19 protein-coding genes are annotated in these 19,925 nt (G+C 70.1%); 13 read left to right on the top strand and 6 right to left on the bottom strand.

Features of this window, described 5'->3' with window-relative positions; genetic code table 11:
- Window positions 1-80: 80 nt before the first annotated feature.
- Window positions 81-575: a DUF3145 domain-containing protein gene (locus N4P33_RS06845; protein WP_260825384.1), complete on the bottom strand. Its 495-nt coding sequence runs from the start codon at window positions 573-575 to the stop codon at window positions 81-83.
- A gap of 259 nt (window positions 576-834) precedes the next feature.
- On the opposite strand from N4P33_RS06845, the gene N4P33_RS06840 reads away from it, so the two are divergent.
- From N4P33_RS06840 to N4P33_RS06830, 3 genes are all read left to right on the top strand, one after another.
- Complete coding sequence (locus N4P33_RS06840) at window positions 835-1,752, top strand: SGNH/GDSL hydrolase family protein (protein ID WP_260825383.1); 918 nt, start codon at window positions 835-837, stop codon at window positions 1,750-1,752.
- A 193-nt stretch (window positions 1,753-1,945) separates the two neighbouring features.
- Complete coding sequence (locus N4P33_RS06835; protein WP_260825382.1) at window positions 1,946-2,527, top strand: TetR/AcrR family transcriptional regulator; 582 nt, start codon at window positions 1,946-1,948, stop codon at window positions 2,525-2,527.
- Window positions 2,528-2,579: 52 nt separating this feature from the next.
- A complete protein-coding gene (locus tag N4P33_RS06830; protein WP_260825381.1) occupies window positions 2,580-3,833 on the top strand; it encodes a pyroglutamyl peptidase in 1,254 nt (417 codons plus the stop codon).
- Here the strand turns inward: N4P33_RS06830 and N4P33_RS06825 are convergent.
- A complete protein-coding gene (locus N4P33_RS06825; protein ID WP_260825380.1) occupies window positions 3,805-4,419 on the bottom strand; it encodes a LysE family translocator in 615 nt (204 codons plus the stop codon). The two genes, N4P33_RS06830 and N4P33_RS06825, sit on opposite strands and share 29 nt — an antisense overlap.
- Entirely contained in the window at window positions 4,416-5,207 is a 792-nt protein-coding gene (locus N4P33_RS06820; RefSeq protein ID WP_260825378.1) for an EI24 domain-containing protein, read from the bottom strand. Before N4P33_RS06820 ends, N4P33_RS06825 begins: the two co-directional genes overlap by 4 nt.
- Before the next feature lie 71 nt (window positions 5,208-5,278).
- Between N4P33_RS06820 and N4P33_RS06815 the strand changes: the two genes are divergently transcribed.
- The gene (locus N4P33_RS06815) at window positions 5,279-6,430 is read left to right on the top strand and encodes a serine hydrolase domain-containing protein (RefSeq protein WP_260825376.1); all 1,152 of its coding nucleotides are present in this window, start codon (window positions 5,279-5,281) and stop codon (window positions 6,428-6,430) included.
- Between the two features lie 49 nt (window positions 6,431-6,479).
- On the opposite strand, the gene N4P33_RS06810 is transcribed toward N4P33_RS06815, so the two are convergent.
- Entirely contained in the window at window positions 6,480-6,899 is a 420-nt protein-coding gene (locus N4P33_RS06810) for an organic hydroperoxide resistance protein (RefSeq protein WP_260825374.1), read from the bottom strand.
- A 94-nt stretch (window positions 6,900-6,993) separates the two neighbouring features.
- Entirely contained in the window at window positions 6,994-8,016 is a 1,023-nt protein-coding gene (locus tag N4P33_RS06805; protein WP_260825372.1) for an NADP-dependent oxidoreductase, read from the bottom strand.
- Between the two features lie 103 nt (window positions 8,017-8,119).
- Between N4P33_RS06805 and N4P33_RS06800 the strand changes: the two genes are divergently transcribed.
- Window positions 8,120-8,551, top strand: a complete 432-nt coding sequence (locus N4P33_RS06800; protein WP_260825370.1) for a MarR family winged helix-turn-helix transcriptional regulator — start codon at window positions 8,120-8,122, stop codon at window positions 8,549-8,551.
- A 473-nt stretch (window positions 8,552-9,024) separates the two neighbouring features.
- Here the strand turns inward: N4P33_RS06800 and N4P33_RS35535 are convergent, their stop codons facing one another.
- The gene (locus tag N4P33_RS35535; protein ID WP_313904464.1) at window positions 9,025-9,450 is read right to left on the bottom strand and encodes a hypothetical protein; all 426 of its coding nucleotides are present in this window, start codon (window positions 9,448-9,450) and stop codon (window positions 9,025-9,027) included.
- A 459-nt stretch (window positions 9,451-9,909) separates the two neighbouring features.
- Between N4P33_RS35535 and N4P33_RS06790 the strand changes: the two genes are divergently transcribed.
- The 8 genes from N4P33_RS06790 to N4P33_RS06755 all read left to right on the top strand — a co-directional run.
- A complete protein-coding gene (locus N4P33_RS06790; RefSeq protein WP_260825366.1) occupies window positions 9,910-11,073 on the top strand; it encodes a mandelate racemase/muconate lactonizing enzyme family protein in 1,164 nt (387 codons plus the stop codon).
- Window positions 11,070-12,074: a zinc-binding dehydrogenase gene (locus N4P33_RS06785; protein WP_260825364.1), complete on the top strand. Its 1,005-nt coding sequence runs from the start codon at window positions 11,070-11,072 to the stop codon at window positions 12,072-12,074. Before N4P33_RS06790 ends, N4P33_RS06785 begins: the two co-directional genes overlap by 4 nt.
- A gap of 172 nt (window positions 12,075-12,246) precedes the next feature.
- Complete coding sequence (locus N4P33_RS06780) at window positions 12,247-13,215, top strand: hypothetical protein (protein ID WP_260825363.1); 969 nt, start codon at window positions 12,247-12,249, stop codon at window positions 13,213-13,215.
- 88 nt (window positions 13,216-13,303) lie between these two features.
- On the top strand, window positions 13,304-14,416 hold the full coding sequence (gene chvE / locus N4P33_RS06775; protein WP_399028824.1) for a multiple monosaccharide ABC transporter substrate-binding protein: 1,113 nt from the start codon (window positions 13,304-13,306) through the stop codon (window positions 14,414-14,416).
- A gap of 43 nt (window positions 14,417-14,459) precedes the next feature.
- The gene (gene mmsA, locus N4P33_RS06770; protein WP_260825361.1) at window positions 14,460-16,010 is read left to right on the top strand and encodes a multiple monosaccharide ABC transporter ATP-binding protein; all 1,551 of its coding nucleotides are present in this window, start codon (window positions 14,460-14,462) and stop codon (window positions 16,008-16,010) included.
- The gene (gene mmsB / locus N4P33_RS06765) at window positions 16,007-17,251 is read left to right on the top strand and encodes a multiple monosaccharide ABC transporter permease (RefSeq protein ID WP_260825359.1); all 1,245 of its coding nucleotides are present in this window, start codon (window positions 16,007-16,009) and stop codon (window positions 17,249-17,251) included. Before mmsA ends, mmsB begins: the two co-directional genes overlap by 4 nt.
- Window positions 17,252-17,384: 133 nt before the next feature.
- The gene (locus N4P33_RS06760; RefSeq protein ID WP_260825358.1) at window positions 17,385-18,533 is read left to right on the top strand and encodes an aldose epimerase family protein; all 1,149 of its coding nucleotides are present in this window, start codon (window positions 17,385-17,387) and stop codon (window positions 18,531-18,533) included.
- 147 nt (window positions 18,534-18,680) lie between these two features.
- A partial coding sequence (locus tag N4P33_RS06755) for a histidinol-phosphate transaminase (protein ID WP_260825357.1) occupies window positions 18,681-19,925 on the top strand: 1,245 nt, incomplete at its 3' end.

Below are 19,925 nucleotides of genomic sequence, written 5' to 3'. Positions count from 1 at the left end.
GAGTGCGGGCCGTTTGTGACTGGTCGCGCAGTTCCCCGCGCCCCTAGGGGGCTGACCTCGCGCCTGTTGAGGAGGGGCTGTCAGACCACCTGGTGCAACCAGCGGACCGGGGCTCCCTCGCCTGCGTAGCGGAAGGGTTCCAGTTCGTCGTCCCAGGGCTTGCCGAGGAGGCGGGCGATCTCCGCTTCCAGGTCTGTTTCGTCGGTCCTGGAGCGTTGCAGTGCTGCGCGGAGGCGGTCCTCGGGGATGAGGATGTCGCCATGGATGCCCGTGACCGCGTGGAAGATGCCGAGGTCGGGGGTGCAGCTGTAGCGCTCGCCCTCGGCGCTGGGGGACGGCTCGGCGGTGACCTCGAAGCGGAGCAGATGCCAGCCGCGCAGGGCGGAGGCGAGTTTGGAGGCGGTGCCGGGCTGGCCCTGCCAGGAGAACTCCGCGCGCCAGGTGCCGGGGGCGGCGGGCTGGCGGATCCAGTCCAGGCTCACGCGCGTGCCGAGCACCCCGGCGACGGCCCACTCGACGTGCGGGCACAGCGCGCGCGGCGCGGAGTGCACGTACAGAACTCCACGTGTCGTCACCGGAACCTCCGGGCTGAGCGGGACATCTTGACAACGGGCGGACGGTGGTGGCCGGGCAGGCCACGTTGATGGCGAGGCTACCCTGCGGCGGCGCAAGGAGTGTGACGTACCGTCGGTCCCGGTGCCGGGAAACTTTCACCATTCACCCGGCAGGACGCTTGTACGGGTGCGGGACGTTCCCTGCGGTCGCGCGGGAACCCCTGTGCGTTGTTCATGGGTGGGGGACGGTGATGTCACGACGCGCGGGGAGGCGACGGAAGTGCACCAGGGGACGCGGAGGCGCCGCTCGTGGGCGGCCGTGCTCGCCGCGCTGACGGCCGGTGTGCTGGGCGTGGCGGGCTGCGATGCCGTCGGCGGGGACGCGCCGGCCCCGTCGGGTACGGAGGCGAAGCGGGGCAGGCCCTCGCCGAAGCCGACGCCGGTGTGGGACACCAGCCCGGCGTCGGTGGCGGCGGTGGGTGACTCCATCACGCGGGGTTTTGATGCCTGTGCGGTGCTGACGGACTGTCCGGAGGTGTCGTGGGCGACGGGCAGCAGTGAGCGGGTGGACTCGCTGGCGGTGCGGCTGCTGGGGAAGGCGGGGGCGGCCGAGCGGAGCTGGAACTACGCGGTGACCGGGGCGCGGATGGCGGATCTGCCCGCGCAGATGGCCCGGGCGGTGCGGCGCGATCCGCAGCTGGTGGCGGTGATGGCCGGGGCGAACGACGCCTGCCGGGCGAGCACCTCGGCGATGACACCGGTGGCGGACTTCCGCGCGGACTTCGAGGAGGCGATGCGCACGCTGCGCGAGGCGCTGCCCAAGGCGCAGGTGTACGTGGCGAGCGTGCCCGATCTGAAGCGGCTGTGGTCGCAGGGGCGGACCAGTGCGCTGGGCAAGCAGGTGTGGAAGCTCGGCATCTGCCCGTCGATGCTGGGCGACCCGGACGCGCTGGACGCGGCGGCGACCACGCGGCGCGAGACGGTCGCCCAGCGGGTGGAGGACTACAACGAGGTGCTGGCGGAGGTCTGCGCGAAGGACCGGCGGTGCCGCTTCGACGGCGGCGCGGTGCACGCGTACCGCTTCGGGACGGCGCAATTGAGCCGCTGGGACTGGTTCCACCCCAGCATCGACGGCCAGGCGCGGCTCGCAGAGATCGCGTACCGCACGGTGACGGCGAAGCAGCCGCCGCGTCCCTGAGCCCCGGCCCGGGGTCAGGGTCCCGGACCGGGGCTGCTCAGGGGATGCCCCCGGGGCTCCGACGTTAATCGCCGCCAGGGGCCCGCGGCCCGGGATCGGCGTCCTGGCCGGGACTCCGTACGAACCCTTCACACACATGTCCACAGTGAGGCGGTAGGTTTCGTTATGCACGCGTAACATGGGCCGTCCTGGAATGCCGTACGGTGACGGCATGACGACCAGGGCCAGGAGCGAGGCGCGGCGTGCGGAGATCGTGCAGGCCGCCCTGGAGGTGATCGCCGAGCGCGGTTACCGGGCGGCGAGTCTGGCGGCGGTCGCGGAGCGGGTCGGGCTCACCCAGCAGGGGCTGCTGCACTACTTCCCCACCAAGGAGGCGCTGCTCGTCGCCGTCCTGGAGGAACGCGACCGCTGGGACGCGCTGCCCGCCCATCAGTTCCGGCTGGACCTGCTGGCCTCGCTCGTCGAGTACAACGCGATGCGCCCCGGCATCATCCAGACCTTCTCCGCCCTGCTCGGCGAGAGTGTCACCGAGGGACATCCGGCGCGGGCGTACTTCACCGAGCGCTACGTCCAGGTCCGCGCCGGGATGGCGGAGGTGCTGCGCGCCGAGTACGGCGACCGTCTCCCGAGCGGCCTGACCCCGGAGCGGGCCGCGCCGCTGCTGGTGGCCCTGCTGGACGGGCTCCAGTACCAGTGGCTGCTCGACCCCGAGTCGGTGGACATGCCCGGCGCCTTCCGTGACTTCCTGACCCTGCTCGGGGAGCCGGGCGACTGACATACTGCGGGCCTCCGGTACGTACCCCACGACGACGGAAGGCCCAACTGACGTGATATCCGTGCGCGTTGGCATCGGTGTGCTCGGCCTGGCCCTGCTGACCTCGCTCACCGCCCCCACGACCGCCGCCGCCCGGCCGGCCGCGCCCTCCCCCACCGTCGAGGAACAGCGCCTGGACCGAGCCGCCCCGCAGGAGATCCTGCGGCGCTCCGGATTCGACGCGGTGACACGGGAGTTCACGCGGGCGCTGGACCGCGCGCCGTCCTACGCCGAGGCCCGCCGGCTCGTCGTACGGGAGGGGACGGAGCTGTGGCGCCGGGCGGTCGCGCGGGCGCAGGGGCGGGGTCCGGCGGGCGGGGACCTCAGCCGGGACGACGACCGGCCGCTGTACTGGGCGCGGCTGAGCATGACGCGTGAAGTACGCACGTGGGAGCCGCGCTTCGGGCTCACGGACGAGCAGCGGTCGCGTCTGATCGAGGAGTTGGAGCGCACCTCGCGCGGGCAGAGCACCCTCCGCTACCCGCACGGCGACGGCATGCGCCGCGTCCTGCTCACCGGATTCGACCCGTTCACCCTGGACCGGGACATCCGGATCTCCAACCCGTCCGGCGCCACCGCGCTCGCCCTCGACGGCACCGTGGTGGAGACGGCGCAAGGGCCGGCGCGTATCGAGACGGCCATGTTCCCGGTGCGCTGGCGGGACTTCGCCGAAGGGACCGTGGAGCGGACGCTGCGGCCGTATCTGCCGCGCGTGGACCTGTTCACCACGGTCAGCCAGGGCCGGGTCGGCCGCTTCGACGTGGAGCGCACCAACGGGGCCTGGCGGGGCGGCTTCCCGGACAACGAGAACGTCTCCCGCACCGAGACGATCCCGGTCACCGACCCGGCCACGCAGCCGCAGTGGACGACGACCACCCTGCCGTACGCGGACATCGCGGCCGCGCACACGGGCCGCTTCCCGGTCTACGACAACACCAGCGTGACCGAGATCCCGGCGGGCGGCACGGAACCCGTCGTCCGCCCCGGCGGACCCACACCCGGCTCGACGGCCCGCGCGGGCGGCGGCGGTGACTACCTCTCCAACGAGATCGCCTACCGGGCCACCCTCCTGCGCGACCGCCTCGGTCTGCACGCCACGCTGCCAGGGGGCCATGTGCACACGCCCGTGCTGCAGTTCGGCGCGGGGAACACGACCGAGGTCACCGACCCGGAGTTCGTGCGCAACCGGCTCGACATCATCGCGCAGGTGCGCTCGATCGTGACCGTGGCCGCGTCGGCTAGTGCGACGGAGCGAACGCGAGGCTGATGCCCAGGCTGGCCAGGGCGGATCCGATGACCTTGTTGAGGACCTTCTGGCCGCGCAGCATCAGGGTGCGCATGCGGTCGTGCGAGAAGAACACCGCGACGACACCGAACCACAGCAGGTGGGCCAGCGCCATGAACAGCCCGTAGCCCACCTGCTGGACGACCGGCGTGCCCGGGCTGACGACCTGCGCGAACGTGGAGACGACGAACAGGGTCGTCTTCGGATTGAGCACGTTGGTCAGAAACCCGGTGCGCAGCGCGGCGAACGGTGTCAGCCCGCCCCTGTCCTCCAGATCGACGGTGACCTCACCCCGGGTCCGGAAGGTGCGGACGCCGATGTACACCAGGTAGGCCGCGCCGACCAGCTTGATGACCGTGAACAGGAAGGTCGACGAGGCGATCAGCAGTCCGACGCCGAGCATCGTGTACGTGACGTGCACGAGGACACCGGCGGCGACACCGACCGCGCCGAGCAGCCCCGTCCGCCGGCCGTAGAGGTAGCTGTTGCGCACCACCATGGCGAAGTCGGCGCCGGGCGCGATGACGGCCAGGACGGTGATGACGGCGACGGCGAGCACCTCGGTCACGGGGCGACCCCCTCCTCCTCCGCCTCCTCGGCGTCCTCGGCGATCTCCTCACCGAGCAGGTCGCGCGCCATCAGCGTGGCCCCGGCGACCGCCCCCGGCATCAGGAAGACGGCGACGAGCGGAACGAGAAAGGCCAGCGCCAGCGGCGTACCGAAGCCCCACACCAGCGTCTTGCGGCCCCGCAGCAGAGCGAGCCGGTCCCGCAGCTCGACGCCCCGCCGCTGCAGGGCGACGGAGGTGAGCTCCTCGGTGAGGAAGAAGCCGGTGACGAAGAAGCCGATCACGGGCACGACCGTCTGCCCCGCCACAGGGATGAAGCCCAGCGCGAAGAGCAGCATCCCCCAGAGCAGCGCCCGCAGGACGATCCGCAGGCTGTCCCGCCCGGAGATCCACAGCTCCCGCCACAGCGGCAGCCCCGACTCCGGGGCATGCCCGTCGGGCGACACGTCCTCGTCGACCTTCTCCGACAGGTTCTCGTAGAAGGGCTGCCCGATGAGCAGCGTCACCGCGGTGAAGGTGAGCACGGACAGCAGCAGGCCCAGGGCGAACAGCACGGCGGTGAGGAAACCGCGGAACAGCCCCAGCCACGGGCTGGACCAGTCGTCGGCGAACGGCGTCGCCCAGGCGACGAAGTCCTCGCCCCACAGCGCCAGCCCGACCAGCGCCGCCGCGTACAACACCAGGGTGATCAGCCCGGGCAGCAGCCCGAACCCGAACTGCTTCCCGTGCCGGGCCACCCACCGCTGGCCCCTGAGCAGATACCCGAAACCCACCCCAAGATCGCGCATGGACAAACCATATGTGAGTCGAACGGCCTCTCGCCTCCGTACCGCTGTGTACAGAGCCCAGGAGGTAGCGGATGACGCAGGAGATCCATGGCACCGTGGCCGGCGGCTTCGAAGGGGTACGGGAGGAGTTCGCGGCGGTCGTGGCGGCCGAACGCCCGGACTACGAGGGCCAGTTGTGCGCCTACCTGCACGGCAGGAGAGTGGTCGACCTGTGGTCGGCCGGGAGCGGGCCCGACACCCTCTACGGCGTCCACGGCTCCACCAAGGGGGCCGCCTTCCTGGTGGTCGCCGTGCTCGTCCAGGACGGCACGCTGGAGCTGGACCGCAAGGTGACGTACTACTGGCCGGAGTTCGCCGCCGAGGGCAAGGGCATGCTCACGCTGCGGGACCTGCTCACCCACCGTGCGGGCGTGGTCGGCACGGACACCGGCTTCACGCTCGCCGAGCTGGCCGACGACCGCGCCCTCGCCGAACGCCTGGCCGACCAGCGCCCGTTCTGGCGCCCCGGCACGGCCTTCGGCTACCACGCCCTGGTCATCGGCGCGCTGGCCGGCGAGGTCGTGCGCCGCGCCACGGGCCACACACTCCAGCAGGTCTACGAGGACCGCATACGAACCCCGTACGCCCTGGACCTCCACCTGGGCCTGCCCGCGGCCCACGAGCCCCGCTTCCGCCCGACCCGCCCCCTGGACCCGACGCCCACCCAGCAGATCGAACTCGACGCGAGCCCGAGGGGTCCCCACACCCTGAACTCGATCGCCTACAACCGCAACGCGCCCCTGCCCACCGACCTGGCAACCCTCCCGAACGACCCGCTGATCCGCACGCGCGGCCCGGCGTCGGTGGGCGGCGTCGCCTCGGCGCGCGGGCTCGCGGGGCTGTACGCGGCGGCGATCAGCGCGTCCGAGGAACGGGAGCCGCTGCTGAAACCGGACACGATCGCGGAGCTGGGCCAGCTGCACGCGACCGGCCACGACCTGGTGGCCGGCACGCACCGGACGTACGCCCTGGGCTTCCAGGCCACCGCCGAGACCTGGCACCCGTTCCTGGGCGCCGGCTCCTTCGGCCACAGCGGCACCGCGGGGTCCCAGGCCTTCGCGGACCCCCGCAGCGGCCTGGCCTACGGCTACACCAGGCGCCGCTGCGCGTACCCGGCCGGCGCGGCCCCGGAGAACGACCGCCTGGCACAGGCGATCCACCGGGCGGCCGTCGCGCACACATGAGGGCCGCCCTCCGATACCCGGAGAGCGGCCCTCACACCTGACCGCACGCTCAGACCAGCGTGACGCTGATGTTGCCGCGCGTGGCCTTGGAGTACGGGCACACCTGGTGCGCCTTCTCGACGAGCGCGCGAGCGACCTCGGCGTCCACGCCCGGAATATTGGCCTCGATCTCGACGATGATCCCGAACCCGTCGTCGTTCTTGCCGATGCCGACCTTGGCGGTGACGGTCGAGCCGGAGATGTCGGCGCCCTCCTGGCGGGCGACGACGCCGAGGGCGCCCTGGAAGCAGGCGCTGTATCCGGCGGCGAACAACTGCTCCGGGTTGGTGCCGGTGCCGCTGCCGCCCATCTCCTTGGGCGGGTTCACGATCACGTCGAGCTTGCCGTCATCGGTGGCGACCCGCCCGTCCCGGCCGTTCTCGGCGGTGGCGACGGCGGTGTACAGGACGTCGGACTGCGTAATGGGCATACGGTGCGTTCCTCCTAGGTGCGCCGTGACTCGCGCCCACGATCACGACGATTCCGGAAAGAACTTACCGCATACCGAAAACCCCGGGAAGCAGTCAGAGCTTGACGATCATCTTCCCGGTGTTGTCACCGCGCAGCACACCGAGGAACGCCTCGAGGTTGTTCTCGATCCCCTCGACCACGGTCTCCCGGTACTTCAGCTCCCCGGACCGCACCCAGCCGCCGACCTCCTCCACGAACCGCGGCTGAAGGTCGTAGTGATCCCCGACGAGGAAGCCCTCGATCCGGCCGCGCGTCTGAATGAGCCGGGCGAGGTTGCGCGGTCCCGGCGCCGGCTCGGTGTTGTTGTAGACGGAGATCATCCCGCACACGGCGATCCGCCCACCCTCGTTGAGGGCGCCGATGGCGGCCTCCAGATGATCGCCGCCCACATTGTCGAAGTACACATCGACACCGTCCGGCGCGGCAGCCCGCAGCTGCTCGCTCACCGGTCCGTTCTTGTAGTTGAACGCGGCGTCGAACCCGTACTCCTCCACCAGCAGCTTCACCTTCTCGTCGGACCCGGCCGACCCGATGACCCGGGAAGCCCCCTTGAGCTTGGCGATCTGCCCCACCTGACTGCCCACGGCCCCCGCCGCACCGGACACGAACACCGAGTCCCCCTCCTTGAAGGAGGCGGTGCGCAGCAGCCCCGCATACGCCGTGAGCCCGGTCATCCCGAGCACACCGAGGTACGCCGACAGCGGCGCGACCTCGGGGTCCACCTTGACGGCGTTCTTCGCGGCGACGACGGCGTACTCGCGCCAGCCGAAGAAGTGCAGCACGTGGTCGCCGACGGCGATCCCCTCCGCGTTGGACGCGATGACCTCGCCGACCGCACCACCCTGCATGACCTTGCCGAGCTCGAAGGGGGCGATGTAGGACTTGGCGGCGCTCATGCGCCCGCGCATGTACGGGTCGACCGAGAGGAACGCGTTCCGCACCAGCACCTGCCCCTCACCGGGCGCGGGGATCTCCGCCTCGACCAGCGCGAAGTCCTCGGGCTTCGGCCAGCCGACGGGCCGGCTCAGCAGGTGCCATTCGCGGCCGCGGGCGGGGAGTACGGGGCTGTCGGACATGGGGGGTGCCTTCCTCTAGCGGATCACGCAGATACTTCATTACCTGAAACAACGATGCGCCTGAATATTTCATGCTGTCAAGTAAGTGGGTACGCTGGAGAGCATGCCCACATCACGCATCCCCGATCCCCTCACCCTGGAGGTCGTCGACCTCATCGGCTCGGTCGTGGCCCGCTACCACGAGGAGTACGAGTCGGCGGCGGCGGGACATGCGCTGACGGGGGCGCAGGCGAGGTTGCTGAGCCTGCTGTCGCTGGAGCCGCTGCCGATGCGGAGGCTGGCGCAGCGGCTGAAGTGTGAGCCGTCGAATGTCACCGGGATCGTGGACCGCCTGGAGGCGCGGGGTCTGGTGGAACGCCGGCCGGATCCTTCGGACCGCCGGGTGAAGGTGGCGGTGGCGACGGAGGAGGGGCGGAGGGTGGCGCGGAGTCTGCAGGAGTCACTGCGGTTCGCTCGGGAGCCGTTGGCGGGGTTGTCGGAGGCAGAGCGGGTTGCTCTGCGGGATGCGCTGCGGAGGATGCTGGCCGGGTCGTAGTGAACGCCGGTCGCATGGCGCCCCGGTGCTGGTGCGGGCCGGCCCAGGTCGCGCAGCCCGGCGCTAACGGGGCGCCGTCCGCGCCCACCCTCCCCCACTCTCGGCTTCGCTCGCGCGGGGGGACCCCCATCGCCCTGGGGGCACCTCCCAGGCCCTTAAGGCACTGGGGGAGGCACGACTGCCCGCGGGATGAGCGACGTCGACTGCCCGCAGACGCGTACGGCGTGCAAGCGCAGCGCACCGTGGGCGGGCCGCAGACGCCCACGGCGGGGAGGGGACGGGGCGGTGGTGTCTGCCCGCAGCGGCTGGCGCGTCCGCGCCCGTACTCCGTTGAGTTACCTACTTCGCGCCAGACCGAGGACGGACACCACCGCCCCGGCCCCGACTCACCCACCCACCGTAGGCGCTACACAAGCCCCCACCGGACCCGCACTGGCGCCGCAGGCATCCACCCACCGGACCCGCACCCGCGGCTACGTGCACCACCACAGGAAGCGGTCGCACGTCTCCGTCGGGGTCGGTTTCGGGTCCGGCTTCTTCGTCGTGGGGTCCGGCTCCGGTGCGGCCTCCGGCGGAGCCTCCGTCGGCTGCGGCTGAGCCGGCGCCGTCGTCGTCGGGACCGGTTCCGGCGCCACCGTCGGCGAAGCCGACAGCGCTTCCTTCTCCGGCTTCTTCGACTCCTCATCCTCCGCGGACTCCGACGCCGACACCGAAGGCGAAGCCGACGTCGCCTCCGCCGCGCGTCCACCCGCCCGCGCCGCCGAAGGCGACTCCTCCGAGTCCACCTCCGCCGCTCCACCGTCCGCCGTCTCGTCCGCCCCCGCCGCCGCCGGCTCCGGCGACGACCCCGGCGCGTCGATCCCCAGCTCCGCCAGACTCAACCCACCGGCAGCCAGCACAAACCCCGCGGCCACCATCGCTGTCCGCCGACGACGACGCCGATGCGCCGCCGCCTTCCGGTCCCGCCGACTGAACGCCCGCCCCTCCCCCTCACGGGGCTCAGGCTCCAACTCCGGCTCCGGCTCAACATCAGCCACAGGCTCAACAACAGGCTCACGCCCAAAATCCGGCACCGGCTCATACCCCGGCCCCGTCGGATAAACCGAAACCGGCGCCGGCGCACCACACCCCGGACAGGCAAGCGCGCCATTCAGATGCCGTCGGCACGGCTGGCAGTAGTCCATGACGCGGGAAGATTAGATTCCGCTCACGTCCCCCACCTAGCCCCTGCTGTGAAAGTTTCGTAGGGACGACCGTTCTGCGCGTGACCCATTGACACCCCCACCACCCCGACTTACTGTCACGCCAGCATTTCGAACGTGTGCCGAAATATCGAACACCCAAAGGGGCAAACAACCGTGCGCATCACCGGAATCAGCACCCACGTGGTCGGAACGCCCTGGCGCAACCTGACCTACGTCCAGGTGCACACCGACGAGGGCCTCACCGGTGTCGGCGAGACCCGGATGCTCGGCCACACCGACGCCCTCCTCGGTTACCTCAAGGAAGCCGAGGTCAACCACATTCTCGGCTCCGACCCCTTCGCCGTCGAGGACCTCGTCAAGCGCATGAAGTACGGCGACTACGGCCGCGCCGGCGAGATCGTGATGTCCGGTGTCGCGGTCGTCGAGATGGCCTGCTGGGACATCAAGGGCAAGGCGCTCGGCGTCCCCGTGTGGCAGCTCCTCGGCGGCAGGGTGACCGACAAGGTCAAGGCGTACGCGAACGGTTGGTACACCACCGAGCGCACCCCGGAGGCGTATCACAAGGCCGCCCAGCAGGTGATGGAGCGCGGCTACCGCGCCCTGAAGATCGACCCCTTCGGCACGGGCCACTTCGAACTCGACCACCAGCAGACCCTGTACGCCGTCTCCCTCATCGAGGCGGTCCGCGACGCCATCGGCCCCGAGGCGGAGCTGATGCTGGAGATGCACGGCCGCTTCTCCCCCGCCACGGCCGTCCGCCTCGCCCGCGAGCTCGCCCCCTTCAACCCGGCCTGGCTCGAGGAGCCGGTCCCGCCGGAGAACCTCAAGGCCCTCGAAAAGGTCGCCGCGAAGGTCGACATGCCGATCGCCACCGGTGAACGCATCCACGACCGCATCGAGTTCCGCGAGCTGTTCGAGAACCAGGCCGTCGACATCATCCAGCCGGACGTCGGTCACATCGGCGGCATCTGGGAGACCCGCAAGCTCGCCGCGACCGCCGAGACCCACTACATGCTGGTCGCGCCGCACAACGTAGGCGGCTCGGTCCTCACCGCCGCCTCCCTCCAGGTCGGCTTCACCAGCCCGAACTTCAAGATCCTGGAGCACTTCAACGACTTCGCGGACGCGGAGATCAAGAAGGTCGTCAAGGGCGCCCCGCAGGTGAACCCGGAGGACGGCTGCTTCCACCTCTCCGACGCCCCCGGCCTCGGCGTGGAGCTGGACGTGGACGCCGCCGCCGAGTTCCCGCAGCAGCAGGCCCGTTTCGACCTGTGGGCCGAGGGCTGGGAACAGCGCAAGCCGAGGGGCACGAAGTGAGTTCCCAGGTCCTGATCGAGGCCCCCGGCGTCCACCGCCTCGCCCCGCACACCCCCCGCGACCCGGGCCCCGGCGAGGCTCTGGTCCGTGTGCACGCCGCCGGCATCTGCGGCAGCGACCGCGAGGTGTACCAGGGCAACCGCCCCGAGGGCTACGTCCGTTACCCGCTCACCCCCGGCCACGAGTGGTCCGGCACCGTCGAGAAGGTCGGCCCCGGCGTCCCCTCGACCCTGCTGCACCGCAAGGTCGTCGGCGAGGGCTTCCGCAACTGCCAGGTCTGCGACCGCTGTCACGCGGGCGAGACGACCCTGTGCGGCGCGGGCTACGAGGAGACCGGCTTCACCCAGCCCGGCGCGATGGCGCCCACGCTCACCCTCCCGGCCCGTCTCCTGCACGTCCTCCCCGACGACGCCGACCTCACCGCCGCCGCCCTCCTCGAACCGGCCGCCTGTATCGCGGCGGCGGCGCTGAAGGCGAACGCCCGCCCCGGCGAGCGCGTGGCCGTGGTCGGCACGGGCACCCTCGGCATGTTCGCCGTGCAGTTCCTCAAGGCGAACTCCCCCGCCGAACTCCTGGTCGTAGGCACCCGACGCGACCGCGAGCCCCTGTCCCACCAGTTCGGCGCCACGGCTTTCCGTACCAAGGACGAGGATCTCCCGGGCGGCTTCGATGTCGTCGTCGAGACCGCCGGCTCCGCGGACGCGGCCCGCACCGCCGCCGCCCTGCTGCGCCGCGGCGGCCGGCTGGTCCTCACCGGCATCCCGGCCCCGGGCGCGGACGGACTCGACCCCACCGATCTGGTCGTACGGCAGCTGGAGGTGCACTCCGTCTTCGGCGCACCGCCGGACGCCTGGGCGCACACGGTCCGCGTGTTCGCGGCGGGGCTCCTCGACCCCCTGCCGCTCGTCACGCACGAGCTGCCGCTCACCGAGTTCCCGCACGCCATCGAGCTGGTGGGGTCGGGCGATCCGAAGGTGGGCAAGGTCCTGCTGCGTCCGTAGCTCCGACCCCGAGCCGTACGCCGGTACGGGGGCGACCTGACGGCCTCCGTACCGGCGTACACCCAGCACCCGCGCACCCGCGCACCCGCGCACCCGCAGCCACGAACCTCGTCCGACATACCGAACATGGCCGATCGCGGCACATCGACGACACGACCACGAAGGACTCCCTGTGACCGACCCTTCCGCCACGGCGCCCCGCAGGCCCGGTGAGCAGGTGCTCTCCGCGCTCGGCCTGGGCGCCCCCGCCCCCGATCCCGCCGACGCCTCGCCGCACACCTTCCCCGGCGGCGGCCGCTGGCGCACCGAGATCCCCTCGTGCGAGGGCCCCGAGGCGCTGGCCGTCGTGCTCAAGGAGTCCTCTCGCCTGGACGTACCGATCCACCGGATCAGCCAGGGCAGCGGTGTGTGGATGCTGACCGACGCCGAGATCACCGAGATGGTGGAGGCGACCGCCGAACGGGACATCGAGCTGTGCCTGTTCACCGGCCCGCGCGGCACCTGGGACATCGGCGGCTCGACCCGTACGGACTCGCGCGGCGCGGGTCTGCGCGCCCGCGGCCACGACGCGGTGGCCGGCTGCGTGGAGGACGCCGTACGGGCCACGGAGCTGGGCGTGAAGTGCCTGCTCGTGGCGGACGAGGGCGTGCTGTGGACGCTGCACCGGGCGCGCACGGCCGGGCTCATCCCGGCCGACACCACTCTCAAGGTCTCCGCGCTCGTCGGCCCGGTCAATCCGGCGGCGTACGCGGTGTACGAGCGGCTCGGCGCCGACTCGGTCAATGTGCCCAGCGATCTGACGCTCGACCATGTCACCGAGATCCGGCGCGTCTCGGCCGCCCCGATGGACATGTACATCGAGGCGCCGGACGACCTCGGCGGCTATGTGCGGATGTACGAGGTCGCCGAGCTCATCCGGCGGGGCGCGCCGCTGTATCTGAAGTTCGGACTGTCCAAGACGCCCGGGATCTACCCGTACGGCCACCATCTGCGCGAGCTGACGCTGGCGACCGCGAAGGAGCGGGTGCGGCGCGGCCGGCTCGCCCTGGACCTGCTGGCCCGCCACGGCGCGGACGGCTACATGGCCCCGCTCGGATCACGGCTTCCGGGCGACCTGTGCAGGTTCGGAACCTCGTCATAACGTTCCGGAAACTGGACTTCACAGAACCAGACACAGCCGCGCACAATCCCACACATCTCTTCTCGGCCTCTCATCAAGGATGATGACCATGCGCAACCGCAGAGCCGCACTCGCCGCCATAGCCACCGCCGCCTCCCTCGCCCTCACCCTGACCGCCTGCGGCCAGAGCAGTGAGGGCGGCAGCGAGGAGGGGAAGGGCAGCTCGGAGGGGGCGACCATCGGCATCGCGATGCCGACCAAGTCCTCCGAGCGCTGGATCGCCGACGGCAACAACGTCAAGAAGGACCTGGAGTCCAAGGGCTACAAGACCAAGCTGGTCTACGGCGAGGACGACCCCGACCAGCAGGTCTCCCAGGTGGAGAACCTGATCACGCAGGGCGTCAAGGCGCTGATCGTCGCCGCGATCGACAACAAGTCGATGAACAACGTCCTCCAGCAGGCCAAGGACGCCGACATCCCGGTCATCTCCTACGACCGCCTGATCCTCGGCACCGAGAACGTCGACTACTACGCCTCCTTCGACAACGAGAAGGTCGGCGAGCTCCAGGGCGACTACATCGTCGACAAGCTGGGCCTGAAGGACGGCAGCGAGAAGGGCCCCTTCAACATCGAGCTGTTCGCCGGCTCCAACGACGACAACAACACCCGCTACTTCTTCCAGGGCGCCATGAAGGTCCTGCAGCCCTACATCGACAAGAAGCAGCTCGTCGTCAAGTCCGGCCAGACCGAGCTCAACCAGGTCACCACCCTGCGCTGGGACGGCGGCACCGCCCAGAAGCGCATGGACGACATCCTGACCTCCGCCTACAAGACCGACCGGGTCGACGCGGTGCTCTCGCCCTACGACGGCATCTCCATCGGCATCCTGTCGGCGCTGAAGTCGGACGACTACGGCTCCAAGGCCAAGCCGCTGCCGATCGTCACCGGCCAGGACGCCGAGGTCGCCTCGGTGAAGTCGATCATCGCCGACGAGCAGTCGATGACCGTCTACAAGGACACCCGCGAACTCGCCAAGGTGGCCTCGAACATGGTCGACGCGCTGCTCAACGACAAGAAGCCCGAGGTCAACGACACCAAGACGTATGACAACGGCGCCAAGGTCGTGCCCGCCTACCTGCTGGAGCCGGTCGCCGTGGACAAGGCGAACTACCAGAAGGTCGTCGTCGACTCCGGCTACATCAAGGAGTCGGACCTCAAGTAACCGCCGCCACCCGACGATTCACCACTGACTGGAAGGCACGACCATGGCGGGACCCGTCCTGGACATGCGCTCGATCGTCAAGACCTTTCCCGGCGTCAAGGCGCTGTCGGACGTCAGCCTGACCGTCCGGCAGGGCGAGGTCCACGCCATCTGCGGGGAGAACGGCGCCGGCAAGTCGACCCTGATGAAGGTCCTCTCCGGCGTCCACCCGCACGGCACCTACGAAGGGGAGATCCTCTTCGAGGGGGAGGTCTGTCACTTCAAGGACATCCGGGCCAGCGAGCAGCACGGCATCGTGATCATCCACCAGGAGCTGGCCCTGGTGCCCTACCTCTCCATCGCGGAGAACATCTTCCTCGGCAACGAGCACGCCACCCGCGGCCTGATCGACTGGAACGAGACGCTCAGGCACGCCACCGAACTGCTGCGCCGCGTCGGCCTCGACGAGCACCCGGAGACCCGGGTCGCCGACATCGGCGTCGGCAAGCAGCAGCTCGTGGAGATCGCGAAGGCGCTCTCCAAGAAGGTGAAGCTGCTCATCCTCGACGAGCCGACCGCGGCGCTCAACGACGAGGACAGCGGCAAACTCCTCGACCTGATCCTGCAGTTGAAGAACCAGGGCATCACCTCGATCATCATCTCCCACAAGCTGAACGAGATCCGCCGGGTCGCCGACTCGGTGACGATCCTGCGCGACGGGCGGACCATCGAGACGCTGGACGTGAAGGCCCCGGAGACCACCGAGGACCGGATCATCAGCGGCATGGTGGGCCGCGATCTGGAGCACCGCTTCCCGGAGCGCACCCCGCACCACCCGGAGGAGGGCGCCGCCCCGGCGCTGGAGATCCGCGGCTGGACCGTGCACCACCCGATCGACCAGCAGCGCAAGGTCGTCGACGACGTGTCGCTGACCGTCCGGCGCGGGGAGATCGTCGGCATCGCGGGCCTGATGGGCGCGGGCCGCACGGAACTCGCCATGAGCGTCTTCGGCCGCACCTACGGCCGGTACGCGGCGGGCACGGTCCTCAAGGACGGCAGGGAGATCCGCACGAAGACCGTCCCGGAGGCGGTCGCGCACGGCATCGCGTACGTCACCGAGGACCGCAAGCACTACGGCCTGAACCTCATCGACACCATCAACCGCAACATCTCCCTCAGCGCCCTGAAGAAGGTCGCGCGGCGGGGCGTGGTGGACGAGCACGAGGAGCGGCAGGTCGCCGAGGGCTTCCGCAAGTCCATGAACATCAAGGCGCCGACGGTCTTCGAGCCGGTGGGCAAGCTGTCCGGCGGCAACCAGCAGAAGGTCGTCCTCAGCAAGTGGATCTTCGCGGGTCCCGATGTGCTGATCCTCGACGAGCCGACGCGTGGCATCGATGTCGGGGCCAAGTACGAGATCTACACGGTCATCGACCAGCTGGCCGCCCAGGGCAAGGCGGTCGTCTTCATCTCCTCCGAGCTGCCCGAGCTGCTCGGCATGTGCGACCGCATCTACACGATGGCCGCCGGGCGGCTGACGGGTGAGTTCTCGCGGGCCGAGGCCTCCCAGGAAGCGCTGATGCGTCAGATGACGAAGGACAAAGAGGTATCGCGATGAGTACGGATGTGACCGCCGAGACGCCGGCTCCCGCGCCGGCCGGGAAGGGCGGGCCGGCCGGCGGCGACGGCCTGCTGCGGCTGATGCTGGACGGCATGCGCCGCAACATGCGGCAGTACGGCATGCTGATCGCCCTCGGTCTGATCGTGGCGCTGTTCGCGGTGTGGACCGACGGTGACCTGCTGCTGCCGCGGAACGTCTCCAACCTGGTGCTGCAGAACAGCTACATCCTGATCCTGGCGATCGGCATGATGCTGGTGATCATCGCCGGGCACATCGATCTGTCGGTGGGGTCGCTGACGGCGTTCGTCGGCTCGATGGCCGCGGTGTTCATGGTCAGGAACGACATGCCGTGGCCGGTGGCCGTGGTGCTGTGCCTGGCGGTGGGCGCCCTCGCGGGCGCGATACAAGGGTTCTTCATCGCGTACGGCGGCATACCGTCGTTCATCGTGACCCTGGCGGGCATGCTGACCTTCCGCGGTCTGACGGAGATCTTCCTGGAGGGCCAGACCCTCGGCCCGTTCCCCAAGGGCCTACAGAAGGTCGCCAACGGGTTCCTGCCGGAGGTCGGGCCGGAGACCAACTATCACAACCTCACCTTGCTGCTGGGCTTCGCGCTGATCGCGTTCGTGGTGTTCCAGGAGGTGCGGGACCGGCGCCGGCAGCAGGAGTTCGCGCTGGAGGTGCTGCCCGTCAAGCTGTTCCTGCTGAAGCTGGTCGCGCTCGGGGCGGCGATCCTCACGGTGACGCTGCTGCTGGCCAGCTACAAGGGCACGCCGATCGTGCTGCTGATCCTGGGTGTGCTGCTCGTCGGCTTCGGCTATGTGATGCGCAACGCCGTCATCGGCCGCCACATCTACGCCATCGGCGGCAACCTGCCCGCGGCGAAGCTGTCGGGTGTGCGGGACAAGAAGGTGACCTTCCTGGTCTTCCTGAACATGGGCATGCTCGCGGCCCTGGCGGGGCTGGTGTTCGCCGCCCGCTTCAACGCGGCCTCTCCCAAGGCCGGCCTGAACTTCGAGCTGGAGGCGATCGCGGCGTCCTTCATCGGCGGTGCGTCGATGAGCGGCGGGGTCGGCACCGTGCTCGGGGCGATCATCGGCGGTCTGGTCCTGGGTGTGCTGAACAACGGTATGAATCTCGTCGGGATCGGCACGGACTGGCAGCAGGTCATCAAGGGGCTTGTGTTGCTGGCGGCGGTCGGGTTCGACGTGTGGAACAAGCGCAAGGTCGGTTCATAGGGGGCAGGTCGCTTCGGTCGTGGGGTGACTGCGGGTCCGTTGTGGCTGGTCGCGCCCACGCGGCGGAGCCGCATATCGGCCCTGCCCCGCGCCCCTAGGGGTGTTGTCCCACTCCCTCTTTAGGAGCTGCCGTATGGAACTGAGCAGACGCACCGTTATCGCCGGGGCAGCCGCCGCCGGTCTCACTGCTGCCACCCTCGGTGGCACCGCATACGCCTCTGGAGGCAGGAAGCCGGTGAAGGAACTCTTCGGGAAGCTCGGCGACGGTACGAAGGTGTACCGGTGGTCGCTGGAGAACGGCGGGACCCGGATGAAGGTCCTGTCCTACGGCGGCATCGTGCAGTCGCTGGAGGTCCCCGACCGACGCGGGCGGTACGCCAACGTCTCGCTCGGCTTCGACAACCTCGAGGACTACGTCGCCTCCAGCCCGTACTTCGGCGCCCTGATCGGCCGGTACGGCAACCGCATCGACAAGGGCCGCTTCACCCTGGACGGCACGGCCTACCAGCTGTCGGTCAACGACGGTGAGAACAGCCTGCACGGCGGGGCGCAGGGCTTCGACAAGCGGGTGTGGGACGTCGAGCCGTTCACCGAGGGCGCGGACGTCGGGCTGCGGCTGCACCACACCAGCGTGGACGGGGAGATGGGCTACCCGGGCACGCTGAAGGCGACGGTGACGTACACGCTGACCCGGCACGGCGACTGGCGGATCGACTACGAGGCGACCACCGACAAGGTCACCGTCGTCAACCTCACCAGCCACGTGTACTGGAACCTCGCCGGCGAAGGCAGCGGCACCATCCACGACCACGAGCTGTCCATCGCCGCGTCGCGGTTCACGCCGGTCGACAAGGGGCTGATCCCCACGGGCGAGCTGGCCAAGGTCGCGGGCACGCCGTTCGACTTCCGGCGGGCCAAGCCGGTGGGCCGGGACATCCGCACCCCGCACGAGCAGGTGCTGTACGGGCAGGGCTTCGACCACAACTGGGTGCTCGACAAGGGCATCACCGACCGTCCGGAGCACGCGGCGACCCTGCGCGACCCGTCCTCGGGCCGGACCCTGCGGGTCAGCACCAACGAGCCGGGGCTGCAGTTCTACTCCGGCAACTTCCTCGACGGCACCCTCGTGGGCACCGGCGGGCGCGTCTACCGGCAGGGCGACGGGCTGTGCCTGGAGACGCAGCACTTCCCGGACTCGCCCAACCAGCCGTCGTTCCCGTCAACGGTGCTGCGGCCGGGCGAGACGTACCGGACGACGACGGTTCACGCGTTCGGCTCGTGAGCCACGGCCGTCACATTTTCCTCACATGAGTTGAACGGCTTCTCGGCCGACTCCGTACTCCTGGGTGGCCCGTGCTCCCCCGCGCGGGCCACCCACGCATGACGGGCCCGTTCCTCCCCAGCGGGCCCGCCGCCCACGGAGGTTCCCTTGGCCGACAACGTCACCTCGCTGTTCCGCACCACGGCGGCGCACAGCCCGTCGATGGCGGCGCTGGCACGGGAGAGCGACGGGGCCGGACCGGTGGACTTCTGCATCCCCTGCAATCCGTACTTCCCCACCCCGGCGATGTTCGAGGAGATGGCGGTCCGGCTGCGGGACATCATCACGTACTACCCGAGCAGCGCCGACACCATCACGGCCGAGCTGTGCAGCCTGCTCCAACTCCCGCCGCAGTGCGTGGCGATGGGCAACGGCTCGACGGAGCTGATCACCTGGATCGACCATCTGCTGGTCCGGGAGTCCCTCGCCGTGCCCGTCCCCACCTTCGGCCGCTGGACCGACCAGCCCATGGAGACCGGCAAGCGGGTCGACATGTTCCCGCTCCAGGAGTCCAGCGGTTTCGCCCTCGACCTCGCGCAGTACGCCGAGTTCATCCGAGCGCGCGGCACCCGGGTCGCGGTCATCTGCAACCCGAACAACCCCGACGGCGGCTTTCTGCACAAGCACGCGATCGTGCAGTTCATGGACGCGATGGCCGACCTCGATCTGGTGGTGATCGACGAGAGCTTCCTGGAGTTCGCCGACGCTGAGGCGGAGCCGTCGGTGGTGCAGGAGGCGATGCTGCGGCCCAACGTGATCGTGCTGCGCAGCCTCGGCAAGAACTTCGGCCTGCACGGGGTTCGCTTCGGCTACCTGGTCGCCAACCCGGCCCTCGCGGGCCGCGTGCGCTCGATGCTGCCCAAGTGGAACCTCAACTCCTTCGCCGAGCATGTGGTGTTCATGCTGAAGGAGCACGGCGCCGAGTACGCGCAGAGCCTGCACCAGGTGCGCCGGGACCGTATGGACATGTCCGGGCAGCTGTCCTCCCTGCCCGGTCTGACGGTCTACCCCTCGCAGGGCAACTTCCTCTTCGTACGCCTGCCCGTGGGCGCGGAGGGGACGGTGGTCCGGGACCGCATGCTCACCGAGCACCGGATCCTGGTCCGCGAGTGCGGCAACAAGATCGGTTCCTCCAGTCGCTTCCTGCGGCTCGTGGTGCGCCCCCAGGTGGACGTGCGTCGCCTGGTGTCCGGCCTGGAACAGGTGCTCTACGGGACGTCCAGGAGGGGAGCCGCCGTGCCCGAGCCGGCCACAGGGACCGGCTACAGCTCGGGCACGGCGGCGGTGGACCGCCTGGTGAGCGAGACCAACGGAGGCGGCCTGCGGGGCATCGCACAGACCGCCGGTGCCGGC

It is taken from the genome of Streptomyces sp. 15-116A, assembly GCF_025290915.1.
In the GTDB taxonomy this organism is placed as follows: domain Bacteria; phylum Actinomycetota; class Actinomycetes; order Streptomycetales; family Streptomycetaceae; genus Streptomyces.
Note: the sequence above shows the minus strand (reverse complement) of the source record. Positions and strands in the feature narration are given on the sequence as shown.